17 protein-coding genes are annotated in these 19298 nt (G+C 34.6%); 7 read left to right on the top strand and 10 right to left on the bottom strand.

The window, feature by feature from the left end:
* Nucleotides 1-181: 181 nt before the first annotated feature.
* Both ACHZK0_RS16165 and ACHZK0_RS16170 read right to left on the bottom strand, forming a co-directional pair.
* Nucleotides 182-1135, bottom strand: coding sequence for an NADP-dependent oxidoreductase (locus tag ACHZK0_RS16165; protein ID WP_395760673.1), 954 nt, complete (start codon nt 1133-1135; stop codon nt 182-184).
* A 13-nt stretch (nt 1136-1148) separates the two neighbouring features.
* Entirely contained in the window at nt 1149-2102 is a 954-nt protein-coding gene (locus ACHZK0_RS16170) for an LLM class oxidoreductase (RefSeq protein ID WP_262743523.1), read from the bottom strand.
* A gap of 328 nt (nt 2103-2430) precedes the next feature.
* Between ACHZK0_RS16170 and ACHZK0_RS16175 the strand changes: the two genes are divergently transcribed.
* Entirely contained in the window at nt 2431-3426 is a 996-nt protein-coding gene (locus ACHZK0_RS16175) for a zinc-dependent alcohol dehydrogenase family protein (protein ID WP_262743521.1), read from the top strand.
* A 274-nt stretch (nt 3427-3700) separates the two neighbouring features.
* Here the strand turns inward: ACHZK0_RS16175 and ACHZK0_RS16180 are convergent, their stop codons facing one another.
* A complete protein-coding gene (locus ACHZK0_RS16180) occupies nt 3701-4495 on the bottom strand; it encodes an SDR family NAD(P)-dependent oxidoreductase (RefSeq protein ID WP_395760674.1) in 795 nt (264 codons plus the stop codon).
* Nucleotides 4496-5704: 1209 nt separating this feature from the next.
* Between ACHZK0_RS16180 and ACHZK0_RS16185 the strand changes: the two genes are divergently transcribed.
* Nucleotides 5705-6022 carry a winged helix-turn-helix transcriptional regulator gene (locus ACHZK0_RS16185; protein WP_071711631.1) on the top strand — a complete coding sequence of 106 codons (318 nt, stop codon included), beginning with the start codon at nt 5705-5707 and terminating at the stop codon, nt 6020-6022.
* 175 nt (nt 6023-6197) lie between these two features.
* Entirely contained in the window at nt 6198-6833 is a 636-nt protein-coding gene (locus ACHZK0_RS16190; RefSeq protein ID WP_262743534.1) for an FMN-dependent NADH-azoreductase, read from the top strand.
* Nucleotides 6834-7283: 450 nt separating this feature from the next.
* Here ACHZK0_RS16190 and ACHZK0_RS16195 read toward each other — a convergent pair whose 3' ends face one another.
* On the bottom strand, nt 7284-8738 hold the full coding sequence (locus ACHZK0_RS16195; protein WP_395760675.1) for a GMC oxidoreductase: 1455 nt from the start codon (nt 8736-8738) through the stop codon (nt 7284-7286).
* Nucleotides 8739-8870: 132 nt separating this feature from the next.
* Here ACHZK0_RS16195 and ACHZK0_RS16200 point away from each other — a divergent pair, with 132 nt between their 5' ends.
* From ACHZK0_RS16200 to ACHZK0_RS16215, 4 genes are all read left to right on the top strand, one after another.
* A complete protein-coding gene (locus ACHZK0_RS16200; protein ID WP_262743532.1) occupies nt 8871-9005 on the top strand; it encodes a hypothetical protein in 135 nt (44 codons plus the stop codon).
* Between the two features lie 671 nt (nt 9006-9676).
* Nucleotides 9677-10534, top strand: coding sequence for a GRP family sugar transporter (locus ACHZK0_RS16205; protein ID WP_395760676.1), 858 nt, complete (start codon nt 9677-9679; stop codon nt 10532-10534).
* Between the two features lie 16 nt (nt 10535-10550).
* Complete coding sequence (gene gdh, locus ACHZK0_RS16210) at nt 10551-11336, top strand: glucose 1-dehydrogenase (protein ID WP_395760677.1); 786 nt, start codon at nt 10551-10553, stop codon at nt 11334-11336.
* Between the two features lie 903 nt (nt 11337-12239).
* Entirely contained in the window at nt 12240-12422 is a 183-nt protein-coding gene (locus tag ACHZK0_RS16215) for a hypothetical protein (RefSeq protein ID WP_395760678.1), read from the top strand.
* Nucleotides 12423-12636: 214 nt separating this feature from the next.
* Here the strand turns inward: ACHZK0_RS16215 and gdh (ACHZK0_RS16220) are convergent, their stop codons facing one another.
* The 6 genes from gdh (ACHZK0_RS16220) to ACHZK0_RS16245 form a co-directional block, all read right to left on the bottom strand.
* On the bottom strand, nt 12637-13422 hold the full coding sequence (gene gdh / locus ACHZK0_RS16220) for a glucose 1-dehydrogenase (protein ID WP_395760679.1): 786 nt from the start codon (nt 13420-13422) through the stop codon (nt 12637-12639).
* Nucleotides 13423-13438: 16 nt separating this feature from the next.
* On the bottom strand, nt 13439-14296 hold the full coding sequence (locus ACHZK0_RS16225) for a RhaT/GlcU family sugar-proton symporter (protein WP_395760680.1): 858 nt from the start codon (nt 14294-14296) through the stop codon (nt 13439-13441).
* A 246-nt stretch (nt 14297-14542) separates the two neighbouring features.
* Nucleotides 14543-15142 carry a nitroreductase family protein gene (locus ACHZK0_RS16230; RefSeq protein ID WP_262741782.1) on the bottom strand — a complete coding sequence of 200 codons (600 nt, stop codon included), beginning with the start codon at nt 15140-15142 and terminating at the stop codon, nt 14543-14545.
* 386 nt (nt 15143-15528) lie between these two features.
* The gene (locus ACHZK0_RS16235; RefSeq protein WP_395760681.1) at nt 15529-16602 is read right to left on the bottom strand and encodes a WD40/YVTN/BNR-like repeat-containing protein; all 1074 of its coding nucleotides are present in this window, start codon (nt 16600-16602) and stop codon (nt 15529-15531) included.
* A gap of 412 nt (nt 16603-17014) precedes the next feature.
* Nucleotides 17015-17854 (bottom strand): aldo/keto reductase, encoded by an 840-nt coding sequence (locus ACHZK0_RS16240; RefSeq protein ID WP_395760682.1) that lies wholly within the window; start codon nt 17852-17854, stop codon nt 17015-17017.
* Nucleotides 17855-17870: 16 nt separating this feature from the next.
* Nucleotides 17871-19085, bottom strand: coding sequence for an MFS transporter (locus ACHZK0_RS16245; RefSeq protein ID WP_262741785.1), 1215 nt, complete (start codon nt 19083-19085; stop codon nt 17871-17873).
* Nucleotides 19086-19298 lie beyond the last annotated feature (213 nt).

The raw sequence follows: 19298 nt of genomic DNA on the forward strand, positions 1-19298 counted from the left end.
GCCCCCACATAACTTCTATGATATCGCTGAATTTTAAGGTGGGGGTCTTACTGCCCGTTAATGCGGGGTAAAAGAAATGTCATTGAATCCATTTGTTCTCTCCCTTTTAAAACAATTGCTAGAATAGAATATATAAGCTCATTCGCTACTTAGCACCATACTGTCTCTAAAACCTCATACTTTACCAATGTTTTTTCAATACAATTTTGCCAAGAGCACGTTCTGACTCACTTATGTGATGTGCTTTTTTTGCGCCTTCTACATGTAAAGGCAACACATGCGTTACAACAGGTTTAATCTTCCCGCCCTCAATTAATTCTGTAATAAAAGAAAGTTCATATCCGTTAGGGTCAGTAAATATGTGTTCAGCCTGAATATTTTTCTCTATAGATATTTCAGTTTGCGGAATTTCCATACCTTTCGGACCATAAATAGACGCTAACTTTCCATTTTGTGCAAGCACTTTATAACTATCCTTTAGTACATCCCCGCCTAACACATCAAATACAATATTGTAATCATGCAGAAGTAGAGAAAAGTCTTCCGTTTTGTAATCGACGACAGTATCAGCACCTAGATCCTTTACAAACTGCATGTTTTTCGTACTAGTCGTTGTTGCAACATGTGCACCGAAGCTTTTCGCTAGCTGAATAGCAAACGTACCAATCCCACCAGATCCAGCATGAATTAAAACGTTATTACCTTTTTGAACATTAGCGAACTTCACTAAACTTTGCCAACTTGTCAAACCTACAAGAGGGATTGATGCTGCTTCTTCAAAAGATAGATTTCTCGGTTTTTTCGCGACATATTTCTCATCTACAGCCACGTACTCTGCATAAGTACCGTTTCGTTCAATATCTGGACGACTATATACTTCATCCCCCACTTTAAATGCTGTTACGTTTGGCCCTATACTAGCAACTACACCTGCAACATCCCATCCTAAAACGAGTGGGAAGTCATAAGAAATTACATCACGAAGTAAACCTTCACGTATTTTCCAATCCACGGGGTTTACACCAGCTGCATATACTTCAATCAGTACATCGTTTTCTCCCAATAGGGGTGTTTTCATTTCAATCTCTTGTAGTACACTTTTATCTCCATATTGCATAAGTCCTATCGCTTTCATTCTTTCCACTCCTTTACAATGCTGGGAAATGAGGTAGTACTTCTTCTCCTAGCTCATCCAATACCTCGTCAGCTGGACGTTGACCATCAAATAAAGCAAGGAATAAATGATTCACACCAATACTTTTATATATATCAAGTAATTCAATTAGTGCCTTACGTCCTGTACGGTAACCTAAACGTATCGGCGTAGGACGTTCATTTGGATCTTCAGATAAGTCTAAATGCATCGGTTGTATAAATGGTTTGAATACATCTGGATGATAATCCTCTACTAGTTCTCTCCATTGTCCAATTGCTGCTGCTTGATGTACTGGACTACGTGGATAATACATCCATCCATCTCCATGTTCAGCGAACCAGTCCATATTTTGCTGACTAAAACCTGTAATAAAGGTTGGAACATGTTTAGACGGTTTTGGGACTAAATTTGCACCATGCACTTCTCCTAGCGTCGACTGGATAGATGGGAAGTTTTTATACAAAATCTCTTCCAAGTAAGCAAACGCTTCCCTAAACTTTTCACCTCTTGTTTCATGACTAACACCTAACGCTTTAAAATCAGCACGTCGGTCACCGGATGAAACGCCGAGCATAATTCTTTCTGGAAACAGTTGATCTAATGTCGCAATTTCTTTCGCCACACGCAATGGATGGCGAAGCGATAATACAGTTGCCGACGTTCCAAATGCGATTTTTTCTGTTTTGCTTGCTAAATACGTCAAATAAATCATCATATCGTAAATTTGACCTGTTGCAGGATCGCCAAAATCAGGGTCTTGCAGCAATACATCGCGAAGCCATACACCTGTAAAACCATATTGTTCTGCTTTTTGCACTAACTCTACTTGTTTTTCCATCGTTGGAGCATGAAACTGATAATTTTCAATCGGAATGTGAACTCCTAATGTAAGTTGATCTTTCGCAAACATACGATTATATCCAAAATGGTTCGCAAACTTTTCCATGTGTTTCACTCACTCTCCTTCATTCATATAAATCTATAGTTTTCTTTACTTTTCATATTTCTTCTCAAAATTCATGAGCAATACTGTATCACCAAATTGTTGCCGATTGTAATCGTTATAACTTTCTTTGTGCTACGAGTGTTATTATAAATCGCTCGTAACATCAATAACAGTACGTACTTTAAAGTGATGTAGGCACTTTTAAGTACCTATACTAAGTGAGTAATAATAAAGTGAAACTTTAATCAGCCCTCACTAACCAAATTCAAAATATTATACTTATTTTTGTACTTTGCTATGCTATAACCACAAACAGGAGGTATAAACAATGAAAGCACAAATTATCCATTCTTTTGGGGATTCATCTGTATTTCAATTAGAAGAAGTTTCAAAACCGAAACTTTTACCAGGTCATGTTCTAATCCATGTAAAAGCAACAAGTGTAAATCCAATCGATACTAAAATGCGTAGTGGTGCCGTTTCAGCAGTCGCTCCTGAGTTTCCAGCTATATTACACGGAGATGTAGCTGGTATTGTTATTGAAGTAGGAGAAGGCGTTTCGAAATTCAAATCTGGGGATGAAGTATATGGATGTGCCGGAGGTTTTAAAGAAACTGGGGGGGCACTTGCAGAATTTATGCTTGCTGATGCACGACTGATTGCTCACAAACCTAACAATTTAACAATGGAAGAAGCAACTGCTCTACCATTAGTTGCAATTACAGCTTGGGAAGCTTTATTTGATCGTGCAAATATTAAACCTGGTCAATATGTTCTCATTCATGGAGCTACTGGTGGCGTAGGACACGTAGCCATTCAATTAGCTAAATGGGCAGGTGCTAAAGTTTTTACAACAGCTTCTCAGCAAAACAAAATGGAAATAGCCCATCGTCTAGGAGCCGACATAGCTATTAATTATAAAGAAGAATCTGTTCAAGAATATGTGCAAAAACATACAAATGGCAACGGATTTGAAGTTATATTTGATACGGTAGGTGGCAAGAATCTCGATCATTCTTTTGAAGCTGCCGCAGTTAATGGAACTGTCGTAACAATTGCAGCTCGTTCAACCCATGACCTCTCTCCTTTACACGCAAAAGGACTTACTCTGCACGTTACTTTTATGGCGTTAAAAATATTACATACAGATAAACGTGACGCTTGCGGGGGAATTTTAACTAAACTAACGCAAATAGTAGAAGAAGGACACCTTAGACCATTGCTAGATTCTAAACCTTTTACGTTTGATGAAGTTGCACAAGCACATGAGTATTTGGAATCAAATAAAGCAATAGGAAAAATAGTGTTGAAAAACGTTTGGTGACTTTCACTAAATAATACAAATAACAAATGTTTGTTGTAGGAAAATAACAGCGGGATCGCTTTGCCTTATCTTTTTCTTAAGAAATACCACAACGCTAAAAGCTTCCATCCTTTACAACAAGTAAAAAATAACAGCCGAATTTTTCTTATAGTAGAAAATCCGGCTGTTTTCATGTCGCAATTTGCTTTTTGTATATTTCTATTAATGAGTAAAATACAATTTATTTGTCTTACCATCTTTACCTTCTACAGAATACTATGTTGTTTTTAATTTATTAAAATACACTACGTACTAATCCCCCGTCTATTCGCAACGCGGAACCATTAATCGCTGAAGAAAGTGGGCTACTTAAGAAAGTGACAAGATTTGCAATTTCTTCTGGTCGAATAAGTCTTTGAATAATAGAGGTTGGTCGATTCTCTTTCATAAATCGCTTCTCAGCTTCTTCTATTGTCAATTGCTCATTAGGATAAAGACTATTTAACATAGTCTCCACTCCTTCCGTTAAAGTCGAACCAGGCATGATAGTATTAACAGTCACATTCGTTCCTGTCGTCAGCTCAGCTAAACTGCGAGAAAGTGAGAGTTGCATCGTTTTAGTCGCACTATAATGAGCCATTTCTTGAGATGGCATAATAGCTGCTTCGCTAGCAATAAAGATGACTCTTCCTTCTTTTCTTTCAATCATTTGTTTTAAATACGAGCGAGTAAGTCGAACACCACTCATAATATTGACTTCAAACAATTTAAACCAATCTTCATCAGGAATATCAAAATATTCTACAGGTTCAAAAATTCCTAAGTTGTTAATAAGAATGTCTACTTCAGGGTACTTTTTAATCACATTTTGGCACCCTTGTTCTGTCCCTAAATCAGCTACTACGGGTTGAAGGATAGCATCAGGATACTGCGCTCGAATTTCGTTTATCGTTTGATTAACATTTTCTTCATGGCGTCCATTAATAAGTACAGTAGCTCCTTCCGCTACTAATGAAGTGGCAATTGCTTTTCCAATCCCTGCCGTAGATCCAGTTACCAGTGCTGTTTTTCCTTTTAATTGCATATGCATATAGATTCCTCCAAATTCATGTGCTAAATGATTGACTTACGTTTGAATAAATAATTACGTTTATATTGTGGTTCACTTCTCTTATCTTTAACAGAAAATAAGCAGATCCACCCTTTTTTCAAAAAAGTATAAACGAAAATTATGTAGCTATTTCACTCTGTACTGAATTAAAAATCGAAATTATCATCATTTAGATCTACTCGATAATTCTGATTCTAATCATTGTCATGTTAAAAAATCACATCAACAGCAGAGTAAAGCTAAAACCAACTAATAAATACCATTATGATATATATTAACGATAAAGAAAATTACGCACTTTAAAGTTCCATAGGAACAAAAAAGTGCCCTATAAACTATAATTTCTAACTCTTTATATTTACTAACATAGTATCCTTTTCTATCATAGAAAAGAGTGTAAAATTACACATTCTTACATACAGTTATAGGATTATTTTTTTCCTAATTAACTAAAAAACTATATAACACATCTGTAACATAACATTCTAAAAAAACCTTGCAGAAAAATTCTACAAGGTTTTTGTCTATACATCCAAATGAATCATTATATTAAAATGAAAGGGTTTATAATTCGTCACAATCGTATTAAATATAAGCTGCTTTAAAAGCTTGTTGAACAGCTTGTACTTCTAATGAATCTTTACCATTTAATGTATCCTAAATATTCAACATCTCTCTTCCCCTCAACCAATGATAGAAATCAATCGAGGGAATTTTTGGATTCGCATGTAAATTGTAGAGTGTAGGAAAACTTCCCTTTTCAGCTAAAACGCCGATTTTCCCCGAATAATATAAATGTCATCTATACCATTCTCTACTCCACCTTTTATAGAGGACAATTCTTGAAAAAGATTCAATCCCATCATCAAATAACAATAATTTATTTAATTACTTTTATTTAGCATATATTTTATATAACCACAATAATCTTTAGTTAGTTTAACGTCAAGAAATATTTACTTAAATAAAAAATTATCAAATTTACATATTAATTAGAAATAATACAGAGAAACCTTCACATTATAAAAAAATATTATTAAAATAGAAATACGTAGATTACTTTCCCCCTAATTATTTATGATTTCCTACATAAATAACGGAATTATCCTATTTGTTTGATATAATTTATATGGTTACAATACATATATAAACACACAATTACAATTTATTGGCACGGAGGTGTGAGAAATGAATAATCAACGAGATATAGAACCTAAAATAGAAAGAAGCTTTGAATTAATAGGTAAAAGATGGACCGGATTAATTATTTATGTACTAATGAGTGGTCCTAAACGTTTTAGTGAGATTCATTCAATGATTCCAGATTTGAGTAAACGTATGCTCACAGAACGAATGAAAGAACTTGAGGATAACGATATAGTGGTAAGGCATGTACTCGCAGAACGCCCTGTAAGAATAGAATATTCACTTACCAAAAAAGGCGCAGCATTAGGGGAAATTCTGGGACCAATTAGTCAATGGGCAGAAAGCTGGATGAAAGAATAAATGTAGATCTCCTTTCATATTCACAAACGAAATAACTCTCAAGCAAAGACAAAGTATAATTCACTAAAAGTTATACTTAATAAGTTCAATAAATGGACAATTTATCTTATAAAATTTACACTGTTTAATATTCAAGTAATAACTGACCTCATTTTAGAAAGGCTGGAATAAATATATGGCAAATCTTCTTTATATTACAGCCCATCCATTTGATGATACTCAATCATACAGTATGGCGGTTGGAAAAGAATTTATTAAATCTTATAAAAAACTAAATCCTAATGATGAAATCGTTCATCTTGATTTATATAAGGCTGATATTCCATATCTGGATGCTGATGTCTTTAATGGATGGAATAAACTTAGATCCGGGACTCCATTGCACGAATTAACACCTATTGAAATTTCAAAAGTCGGACGTCTAGCTGAATTAGGTGGGCAGTTTGTCTTAGCTGATAAATATGTGTTTGTTACTCCTATGTGGAATTTCTCCATCCCTGCCATTTTAAAAACATATCTAGATGCTGTAGCTGTATCTGGAAAAACATTCAAATATACAAAAGAAGGATCAGTTGGATTATTAACAGGTAAAAAAGCATTGCACATTCAAGCGAGTGGCGATATTTATATTAATGGACCAGAAGCATCAAAAGAAATGGGGCACCGCTATTTAAAAGTTATGATGGAGTTTTTTGGAACTTCATCTTTTGAGGGTATCTTTATTGAGGGGCATAACAAGTTTCCTGAAAAAGCATTAGAAATTAAGGAAAATGCTATTCTTAAAGCGAAAGAAATTGCTAAATATTTTTAAATACGTAACTCTAAAAAATAAGGTGATTTCAAAACCAGATCCTTATAGTCTACAATTAGCTGCTGATTCAAATAATATGTAATTGCTATTTTGCACTATAAATAAAGTGAAACTTTAATCAGTGGGGGTTTTCTTCATCCCCCACCTAACTTCTTTGCTTTCACTGAATTTTGAGGTGGGGGTCTTACTGCCCATTAAAGCGGGATAAACATAAACAAGCTATCAATTCCATGATAGCTTGTTTATGTTTATTTAATTTCAATAACCTAACTATCTCGTGCAACTTGGAATATCTTCAGCATTTAGAAAAAACACGATACGCAAAAAAATAGCCCCCACAAAAGAGGCTATTTGAAGTAAAATTCGAAAGCAGCAGTTAACATGCTGTGTACAAAATTTCTTTATACGTTCAATTATGTATTGAAATTTATATAAGTAAATCACTCTATTTTACCCTAGTTGTCGGATAATGTAATCAGCCGTACGAATAGACAATGAAATTGTAGTTAAAGTAGGATTAGCTGCTCCAATGGAAGGGAGTACACTATTATCAGCTACATAAAGACCCGGAATGCCATGAATTTGACCAAATTGATTGGTTGCAGAAGTTAAAGGATCATCACCCATACGGCATGTACCTGACTCATGATAATCATTTCCAGGAGACATTAGAGAGATTGGAGGCCTATTGTCTTGTGAAGTCAAGGATAATTTCATAGCTAAGGTAGCTTGTATCTTAGCTTGCGCCATTTGTTGGATGATCCTATTGTCTGCTTCACTGTAAGAAAAGCTGATTTGAATCTGTGGTATACCATATTCATCACGTTCAGTAGGGTCTAAGTATACACTATTTTCAAATCTGGATTCTACTTTACCAAAGGTATTTATCGCGATTTTCACTTCCTCAAGAAATGGTTTTTCCTCAAAAGGCTGATAAGCATAGTATTTTTCCGATCCGAGCATTTGAATTTGAAAAGGAGATTGTTTTGTTTGAGGAATATTTATCACTAAGTTTCCTAGTTCCTCTGAAAAGTTTCTACGGTTTATTTTCCCTATAGCTCTAAGAAGAGAATGATTCGTCAAATAATGGCCAATTGCTGGTCCTTGGATTCCTGAGTAAAGCAAAATTCGAGGTGTTTCTAGAGCACCCGTTGATAATACAACTGTTTTTGCTCTAATGAAATAGGACTTTTTATCAGGAGAAATCACGTGAACTCCGACTGTTCTTCCTTGATCGATTACTACTTGAACGACACGAGAATTGACTGCTAAATCAAAAGCCCTCCAATTCAAGGCGTAGGCTAAAAAATGGATTGAGCTAAAAAAAACATCGGAACCAATTTGTCCTTGTTGTGTTCCTTTAAGATTAACAGCCATTGGTAAGTCTATAGCTTCCGGAAATCCATTTTTCTTAAGACGCTCTAACATGATGTTTTGCATAGATGATCCTCGGGCGAAAAACGGAGTGACATTCATTACTTTTTCTGCGATAACATAATAGAATTTCATCTCGTTTGCTGTCACAGGCCATTTTTCCATTTCAAAAGCAGGCATTCGGGGAGATGCTGTACTCCAAAACAAGGTTCTGCCTCCAAGAGCAAAAACCAGTGTTGCTTCCGGATATTGGGGCAACCGCTTCCCGATAGGTGTTGCGACTTTAGGAAAATAATTGTTTAAAAACCGATCAATATTCATTGTCGGAAGATTTTGCCCATGAGTGGGCAAAAGCAAATCCCCTGCTTCCAGAAGACCAATTTGTTTCTTTTTATTTTTCCATTGTTCACATAATCTCCATAGAACCGCCCCGCCTCCTGCTCCGCTACCAACAATTAAAACGTCATATTCTTTATTAGTCATTTGCTCCAACGATATAACCGGAATCCATTCGTTTGGATGTGATTGCATAGTCTCACTTCCTTTAGAATTTTTACACATTTATATATCTGTATTACCTTTATCTTTTATTTATCTTGGATTGAGAATTTTTTTTTACTGGGAAGTATATTTAAATCATTCAAAAAGAGAGGGAAATTTATTATGTCTAATAGTTTATATCAAAAAGAAAAATCACATCCCCTATTTAAATTAACTACATTAGCATCACAACCATTTGAAGTATTTCAACAATTTAGTAAAGGAATGATGACTAAAGGTGCATCAAACAATAGATAATAATTCTTTCTTGTGTAGATAGATTCATATTGCAACAGAAAAAGAGGAATATTTCAATTTCATTAGAGAAGTATTAAGGAGGTTCACTTAGTGAAAGCATAAAGTAACCATAAACTACAAGAAGAACCATATTTTCAACATCCCAATTTTGATTATAAAAGAACACCGCAATTTCCATAAATACCCAAACAAATCCTTCTAGCAATAAAGATGCTACCAACTCTTTTCATTATACATTTTGAGTATCTCTAATTATTTTCTCAAAAGGAATATACAATTTAACAAACTTTTTAGTAGTTATCCCATTCACTACAGTTTGAGAGTTTCCTAACAAGGGATACATCCTAACCTCCAAAATATGTGCCCTCTTCAGCTATATTGATTGAAGTTCGTAGTAAGCAAGTCTATTTCATTTGCTTTTTACAATTTTTTTATTTAACCCTTTAAAATTGAAAATTAATGCTTGACATAAAATTGTTGTGTAGTTATTATTGGTTACATAAAGTAACCTATTAACAAAAATATATTTAATATAAATTATTTAAAAATATATTTTTAAATAGGTTCTTATTTTAAATAATAAGGAGGAAGTAATTAGATACCAAACAAACTACACTTGCTGTCTCTTATATGAATTCAGCTAAATAAATATGTTTTAGGAAGGTTAAAAAATGGATATTTTATTAGCGATTTTACCAGCCTTATTTTGGGGAAGTATTGTACTCTTCAACGTTAAACTAGGTGGCGGACCCTACAGTCAAATCCTAGGTACTACCCTTGGCGCCCTAGTTTTTTCTATCGGTGTTTATATTTTTATGAAGCCCGTTTTGACACCAATGGTTATAATTATCGGGATTATTTCAGGCCTATTTTGGGCAGTAGGACAAGCAAATCAATTGAAAAGCGTTGATTTAATGGGTGTTTCTAAAACGATGCCTATCTCAACAGGGATGCAATTAGTTTCAGCTACTTTATTTGGAGTAATTGTATTTCATGAATGGTCCACAACAACGTCTGTTATATTAGGTGTTCTTGCACTTATATGTATCATCGTTGGAATCGTTCTCACATCTCTTCAAAGTAAAGAGGAGAAAAACAAAGAACAAGCAGGAAATTTCAAAAAAGGGATTGTGATGTTATTAATCTCAACTCTTGGTTACTTAGTATATGTAGTAATTATTCGCCTATTCGGTATAGACGGATGGTCGGCGTTATTACCACAAGCGATCGGCATGGTGTTAGGTGGACTGATGCTAACATTTAAGCATCAACCATTTAATAAATATGCGATTCGTAATATTATTCCTGGCTTAATTTGGGCAGCTGGAAATATGTTTTTATTTATTTCACAGCCACGTGTTGGGGTGGCCACAAGTTTCTCACTTTCCCAAATGGGGATTGTAATCTCAACTTTAGGTGGAATTTTTATTTTAGGTGAAAAGAAAACAAAACGTCAGTTTAATGCGATTATCATTGGGATTATCTTTATTGTCGTAGCTGGAGTTATGTTAGGAATTGCAAAAGGATAAAGAGGAGGAAAAAATTATGTATACAGATTTAAAAGGAAAAGTAGTGGTTATTACAGGTGGTGCAACTGGTCTTGGAAGAGCAATGGCAATTCGTTTTGGAGAAGAACAAGCCAAAGTTGTAATTAATTATTATTCAAACGAATCAGAAGCAAATGAAGTAGTACAAGCAGTTAAGCAAGCTGGTGGAGAGGCCATTGCTGTACAAGGAGATGTCAGAGTTGAATCTGATATGATTAATCTAATTCAATCTGCTGTGAAAGAATTTGGTACACTGAATGTCATGATTAATAATGCAGGTATTGAAAATCCAGTACCTTCACATGAAATGCCCTTAAGTGATTGGAATAGAGTAATTGATACGAATTTAACAGGCGCTTTCTTAGGAAGCCGAGAAGCAATTAAATATTTTGTGGAGCATGACATTAAAGGTAGTGTTATTAACATGTCAAGCGTTCACGAGCAAATTCCATGGCCATTATTTGTTCATTATGCAGCAAGTAAAGGTGGCGTTAAGCTAATGACAGAAACATTAGCACTAGAATATGCGCCAAAAGGAATCCGTGTAAATAATATTGGACCTGGTGCTATCAATACACCGATTAATGCTGAAAAATTTGCAGATCCAGAAAAACGTGCCGATGTTGAAAGTATGGTTCCAATGGGATATATCGGAGAACCAAAGGAAATTGCAGCAGTAGCAGCATGGCTTGCTTCTTCACAAGCAAGCTATGTAACAGGTATTACACTGTTTGCTGATGGTGGCATGACTCTATATCCATCTTTCCAAGCTGGACGTGGTTGATTAATCAATAATTAAGTTGGTTTGTTTCAATAAATTTAAATGAAGCAGTTAGCCTTTGCTAGCTGCTTTTTTATTGAATGATTTTTAAATACATGTTAATACTATAGATACACCAAGGTTGAATACGAATAACCATTGTGTTCTTCTTATTCACAGAGCAGTTAGCTTTTGCTAACTGCTTTTCCTTTAGTAAAAACAAATGAATTTTTATTAAATCCACTTTCGTATAACATTTTCTTTCTCATTTACACTATAACTGTAGCTTTATGCTCCGCCTCCATTACACGTAGGACCTAATTTTCGTTTTTATTAACATATACTTTCATGAAATTGGGTACTGTATATTGCAAATACTTCTAGAAACTGACACAAACACATATCACTAATGGTATTTAGCCCTGAGCTTCTAATGTAAAAGTACTTAAACTCACCCATGTAATCTTTTTTACAAGTAATAACTCTGAAGTCCTTAATAGTAGTTGCTAACTTCCAGCCTTGTTCTTTTGGAATATGTTTAGTAATTGCTTTTTCCTTTATTCAGCTATATACGTAAATATGCTAGCGCAAGGTGTCATTACTGACGCCACCCTCTTCCACTTTTCCCTAATTATCTTTTAGATTAAAATAACATTTTTGTTCATGTTTTATCTATTTGATTACTTCATGCTTAAACCATTTAGCCCTAGTTAACTTTTCGAGACGAAAATTATAATTCTCCGCTGTTCCAAGCTCTTTATTATTCCCCTAATAAATTCCTTTTAAATTATCTTGTGTAACCATTTCCAAATAAATCATCAGCTCATCGGGTTCTAATACAAGATGCCCATATTATACAGAAACAAGCTCTTTATAAGTAAAAAAACATAAAATATATAGATTCTTTATAAAGGAGCTGAGAATTCAATGTACCCTGCTCATTATGTATCTTGGGGACAATGGCATCAACACCACCCTCATCAAACATGGCAACAATGGCATCATACAATGTGGCCACAGTATATGAATTGGAATCAATGGCATCAACATTATCCTCATCAAACATGGCAACAATGGCATCAACAATTTCCAGTAACTTACCATCGTTAAAACTAAAAACTATTAAACAAGGGCACCCTCTAATTGGATGCCCCTTTGTTTTAATATAAAAATTTCATATAAACATCAATCTATATTTTTGTTACATGATTTTTTATATGAGATTCATTATATCCGTCACTCTGAAAGATATTCCTAAAGTAAAAAATCAATTTAAAGAACTGATTCTATAATCTCTGAAAAAAAAATCTTGTTATACAATTACTCATCCGCGTCCAGCTTGGAAGGATGGATATAGAGTCATGCCACCATCAGCAAACAGTGTAATACCTGTTACATAGCTTGCTTGTGAAGAAGCAAGCCATACCGCTACCGCTGCAATTTCCTTTGGCTCTCCGATATATCCCATTGGAACCATACTTTCAACATCGGCACGTTTTTCTGGATCTGCAAATTTTTCAGCATTAATCGGTGTATTAATGGCACCAGGTCCAATATTGTTCACACGAATTCCTTTTGGTGCATATTCCAGTGCTAATGTTTCAGTCATTAACTTAATACCACCTTTACTCGCTGCATAGTGAACAAATAATGGCCATGGAATTTGCTCATGAACGCTTGACATGTTAATAACACTACCTTTAATGTCATGCTCCACAAAATATTTAATTGCTTCTCGGCTTCCTAAGAAAGCGCCTGTTAAATTCGTATTAATTACTCTATTCCAATCACTTAAGGGCATTTCATGTGAAGGTACTGGATTTTCAATACCCGCATTATTAATCATGACATTTAGTGTACCAAATTCTTTCACAGCTGACTGCACGAGATCAATAACATCCGATTCGACTGTTACATCTCCTTTTATCGCAATAGCTTCTCCCCCTACTTTTTTTATCTCGTCTACTAATTCTTTCGCTTCCGATTCATCAGATCGATAATTTACTACAACCTTTGCTTGTTCTTCTCCAAAACGAACTGCCATTGCTCTTCCAAGACCTTTTGCAGCACCTGTAATAACAACTACTTTTCCTTTTAAATCTGTATACATATTTTTTTCCTCCTCGTTATCCTTTTGCAATTCCTAACATAACTCCAGCTGCGACAATAAAAATAATTCCAATGATAATCGCATTAAACTGACGTTTTGTTTTCTTTTCACCTAAAATAAAAATGCCACCTAATGTCGAGATTACAATCCCCATTTGGGAAAGGGAAAAACTTGTTGCAACCCCTACACGCGGCTGTGAAATAAATAAAAACATATTTCCGGCTGCCCAAATTAAGCCAGGAATAATATTGCGAATCGCATATTTATTGAATGGTTTATGCTTAAATGTTAGCAGGATTCCACCTAACACCATGCCAATCGCTTGTGGCAATAATGCCGACCATCCGTCTATGTTAAATAATCGTATTACGACTACATAAACTAAATAGCCAAAAGTAGACACCAATAAAATTAAAATTCCTCTTTTTAAGTTCCCTGCTTGCGCTTGTTGTTTCTCTTCTGGACTCGGGAGTGATGTGAGAACGATTCCGATTATGATACAAATAAGTGCTAAAATACCTAATATCACAGACACAGTTGTGGACCATTCATGAAATACGATTACCCCAAATAAAGTAGCTGAAACTAATTGCATCCCGGTTGAAATAGGCATTGTTTTAGAAACCCCAATTAAATCAATACTTTTTAATTGGTTAGCTTGTCCCAATGCCCAAAATAACCCTGATACAATTCCTACCCCAATTACCATAGGCGTTAACACTGGTTTTACAAAAATATAAATACCTATTGAGAAAAGAAGTGCACCAAAAGTTGTTCCAAGTACTTGACTATAGGGCCCTCCGCCTAATTTAACGTTGAAGAGTACAATACTCCCCCAAAATAACGCTGGTAAAATCGCTAATAAAATATCCATTTTTTCATCACCTCTACCCCTCCTACATAGTCACTATTACACTCCTGTCTCTAGAAATTATTGTTTCTCCTCTATATAAAATATATACGTCTCAAAGAATTACTAATTAATTTATAAATAAGACTATTTTTCTACTACATAAAAAAGAATCCATTTTGAAAATGGATTCTTTTTCAACAAAAATGTTTGTATTTATTCATCCTAATTAGGATATTAATTTAAAACTATCCTTTAGAGAACAGTTAATTATTTGTGAAATTTCACACGCTCTTCTAATGGTTGGAATTCTTTTTCACCTGGGGCAGCTGTTGGATTACCAAATGGCATTTGTGCAATTAGTTTCCAGTTAGCAGGAACATTCCATTCTTGTTTTACCTCATCATCAATTAATGGATTATAATGTTGTAAAGATGCCCCTAATCCCTCTGCTTCTAAACCTGTCCACACGACTAATTGGTGCATACCTGATGCTTGGTGTGACCAAATTGGGAAGTTTTCAGCATATGAAGCGAATTTTTCCTGAAGCGATTTAACGATAGCCTCATCTTCAAAGAATAGTACTGTTCCATAACCAGCTTTAAAAGAATCCATTTTTTGTTGTGTTCCTGAAAAATCTCCATCTCCAACTATTTTTCTTAATGTTTCAGTTGTAATATCCCATAATTTATTATGAGCTTCACCAAATAATACAACTAATCGCGCAGTTTGAGAATTGAAAGCGGATGGAGTATATTTCACAGCAAACTCCACGATTTCTTTAATTTTTTCATCCGATACTTGTACCTCTTTATTAATCCCATAATAAGTACGTCTTTCTTTCAATGCAGTGTAGAAATCTTTTGTCATAATTCAATTCCTCCTGAGTTTTAATATTCTTCAAAATGATACATCTCAAAGATAATATGCGTTTAAAAGAGTTCATTTTTAAATCATTGAACTCCATAACACCAATTTGCCATTCATTCTAAATCTAACTAGACAGCTTCATTTAAACCACTTCAGTTTACCTAAAAAACGTCTTATAACATCATTGATACAATCTAGTGATCATTCGATACTATTTTACCCATTCTCTATTCATATATCCTGCGTGTTTCATATTTACACAAATATAACTTTAACCAGCAAAAAAGCCAGGTAGCATGAATAACGCATTACCTGGCTTTTTACATTTTTAATTTAAATTCAACTAAACATTACCAATGAATAGTAGTAAAAACTATATCCGTCACTTATTTAATAATTAACATCTCATAAGGATGTTGTTCCATAAATCTATTCTCCCAAGGAATCTCTAATGATGTCCAATTTGAACCACCATCTACTGACTGATACACTCCTTTATTGCTAAACAGATAGAACGTTCCATCACTTGTTGCCTTTAATACTGGTATAATTGTTCCTTTAGGAGCTGGTAAACCTGCATTCATTTCTGCCCAAGGCTGATCTTTTTCTTTCTTATAAATATATGATTCACAATTTCCATTATTGTAATCATGTGCTACGTGTGGATTTGACGATGTCGCAATAATAATATTTTCTGGGTCATTTGGGTTAACTGCCATTTGATATGCGTAATGATGCTTTAGCCCACTACACATATAGTTCCAAGTCTTACCTCCATCATTACTCTCCGCATACTCTTGACCTGGTTCTTTCAAGAATGAATCACCTAACACCCCGTATAAACGATTTGGGGCATTGCGATGTGATTTAAGAATGTGAATATCTTGAGGATAGTTCCCCTCTTTTTCCTCAGTCCATGTCATACCGCCATCTACACTTTTAATTAATCCTCCTACCTCAATCGTTGTATAAATAGTTTCTGGATTATTAGCATCAATTTCAATATGTTTTACGTGGTGCGTATATGTTCGTTGAGGAAAGAACCATGATGAATACGATGGCATTTGTCGATAATCAGTTAGCAGCTCAAAACTGTCTCCCCCATTTTTAGATACAAACATGGCGCTCGGTTCAGTTCCTACATATACGATTCCGTTACCGTCATCACCCTTCGCTGGAGATACAGAAACTGCTGTAATAGCTCTCATATGAATAGCATCGGCTGGGAACACTTCACCAAAAGAAGGTAAAGTTCCAATCGCTTCCCATGAACTTCCTCCATCTTTGCTTCTCCATAATCCCCTATCAAAAGTACCACAATACATTCTTTCTTGGTCGTATGGATCAGAAGCTAACGCAACTGGATTAGCACCTACAAACTGTGATTGGACGCTCCATGTTGAGTCTTTTTTTTCTGCAATTACAAGTTCTCTATCAAACGCTAATATAAATTTTCCCATAACTAAAATCTCCTCGTTTCATAATATATCTTCTATATTATTTTAATTTTTGCCATTACAAGTTAAGAGGTGATTTTTATATGCTATAGCATATAAAAGGTAAATTTTATAAGGAATATATGATTAATAACTTACATTAAATAATTTGTTAACTTCACATCATTACAATGAACAAAATACCCTGTTAACTCATATAAGTCCATATGCCACCTCCAAATAACTTATAATATATATGCTATAGCATATATATTATAGAATGCATGATCACATGTCAAACTTTAATACTGTCTTAAAATCAGTTCTTTAGATCACCTAAAGTAATTTAAAAGTCATAATATACACAGAAACATTTTATTGAATAGAAAATAAAAAAAGAGTGCAACTTTGCACTCTTTTTACTCATTCTTTAATCTTAGAAATCAAAGTTATCAGGATCTGGACCAACGCGATGATTTTGATTTAACGCATCGATTTTTTCCATATCTTCTTTCGTTAATTCAAAGTTAAATACATCAGCATTTGCAATAATGCGGTGTTCTTTCGTTGATTTCGGAATTGTAATTACTCCATTTTGAAGATCCCAACGTAAAATAACTTGCGCTGTTGTTTTACCGTGTTTCTCAGCAATTGCTTGTAATGTTTCATTATCTAATAATTGACCTTGCATTAGTGGTGACCATGCTTCCATTTGAATACCTTGTTCTTTACAGAAAGCTTGTAATTCTTTTTGTGTTAAACGAGGGTGATATTCTACTTGGTTAATCATTGGCTTAATTTCTGCATCTTTTATTACATCTTGCAGATGATGGATTTGGAAGTTACTTACGCCAATTGCACGTACACGCTTTTCTTTATAAAGTGTTTCTAACGCTCTCCACGTATCTTTATATTTCCCTTCTACAGGCCAGTGAACAAGATATAAATCTAAATAATCTAGTTTTAATTTTTTTAAACTTTCTTCATATGCAGCGATTGTTTCTTCATATCCTTGATCTGCATTCCATACTTTTGAAGTGATAAATAATTCTTCTCTTGAAATTCCAGTCGCTTCAATACCTGCACGGATTCCTTCACCTACAGCTGTTTCATTTCCGTAAATCGCCGCTGTATCGATGCTACGGTACCCTGCTTTAATTGCTGCTTTAATCGCTTCTACAAGTTCTGGTCCTTCTTCTACTTTAAATACACCTAAACCGAACCAAGGCATTTCTACACCGTTATGCAATTTTGTTTTACTTTGTAAGTTTTTCATTTTATTTTCTCTCCTTTTATTTTGCCTGATCTCGTTTTTCTAATGACATACTCCATGCTGTTAAAACAACAGCACCTACTACCATAATGCCGCCTACCCAAGCCGTATGAATTAACCCTAACGAATTCGTTACAATACCACCTAAATAAGCACCAAGAGCAATCCCAGCATTAAACGCCGCAATATTAATTGCCGATGCAACATCGACAGCACTCGGTACAAATCTTTCAGCTAACATTACGACATATACTTGTAACCCTGGGACATTCATAAATGCGAATAGTCCCATGAAAATAATTGTGATTAACCCAGCTACCTTAAATGGTGCTGTAAATGTTAAAACAAATAATATAATCGCTTGAATAAAGAACATGTAAAATAGCGCTCGAATCGGATTATGATTCGATAATTTTCCGCCAATCACATTCCCTATTGCAATGGCGATTCCATACACTAATAAAATGATAGTAACCGTATTAGCTTTAAATCCTGTTACTTCTTGCAATAACGGAGATAAATACGTAAATGTTACGAATGTTCCCCCATATCCTAATGCAGTAATGATAAAAACAAGTAACAGCCTTCCGTTCGTAATCAATTTAAACTGATCGCGGAATGATACAGACGTACCTTTTTTCATATTAGATGGAATGAGAATACTATTCGCGATTAAGGCAATAATTCCAATTACCACAATTGCTAAAAATGATGTTCTCCAGCCAAATTGTTGACCAATAAATGTTCCAATTGGTGCCCCTGTAATAGTTGCAACTGTTACACCAGTAAACATAATGGCAATCGCGCTAGCACGCTTATTTTCTGGTACGAGTGCCGCAGCAATCGTTGAACCAATTGACATAAACACACCATGCGAAAGTGCAGAAACAATTCGCGCAATAAGTAATACAGTGAAGCTTGTTGCTACCGCTGCGATTCCGTTACCAATAATGAAAATAATCATAATCCACATTAATAACGTTTTTCGTGACATATTAGCTGTTAATGACGTTAATACTGGAGCACCAAACGCTACGCCTAACGCATATAAAGAAACTGTTAAACCAGCTGTTGTAACCGACACATGTAAATCTTCTGAAATAGATGGTAATAAACCGACACTAACAAATTCAGTTGTCCCAATCCCGAACGCACTAATTGCTAGCGCTAATAAAGCAAATATACTTCTTCGATTCGTCTGAACTTCTGAAGACGATACTGTATATGAATTCAATTGAGTTCCCCCTATTCCCTATAATCCCTATCGTAATAGTATGATAAAAAAGCCCTTTTATCTTTCAAAAAATATATTTAATCTCTATAAACGCTATTATGAATGGTTTCATTCTCTTTTTAAAGAACGCACTTTAAAGTACGATAGGTACTTTTTAGTACCGTACGTCTCACTTTTCTCTTGCATGTACTATTATGAAATACATGTAACATA

Origin of the sequence: Bacillus sp. 3G2 (assembly GCF_044324725.1) — a bacterium.
Lineage (GTDB): Bacteria > Bacillota > Bacilli > Bacillales > Bacillaceae_G > Bacillus_A > Bacillus_A mobilis.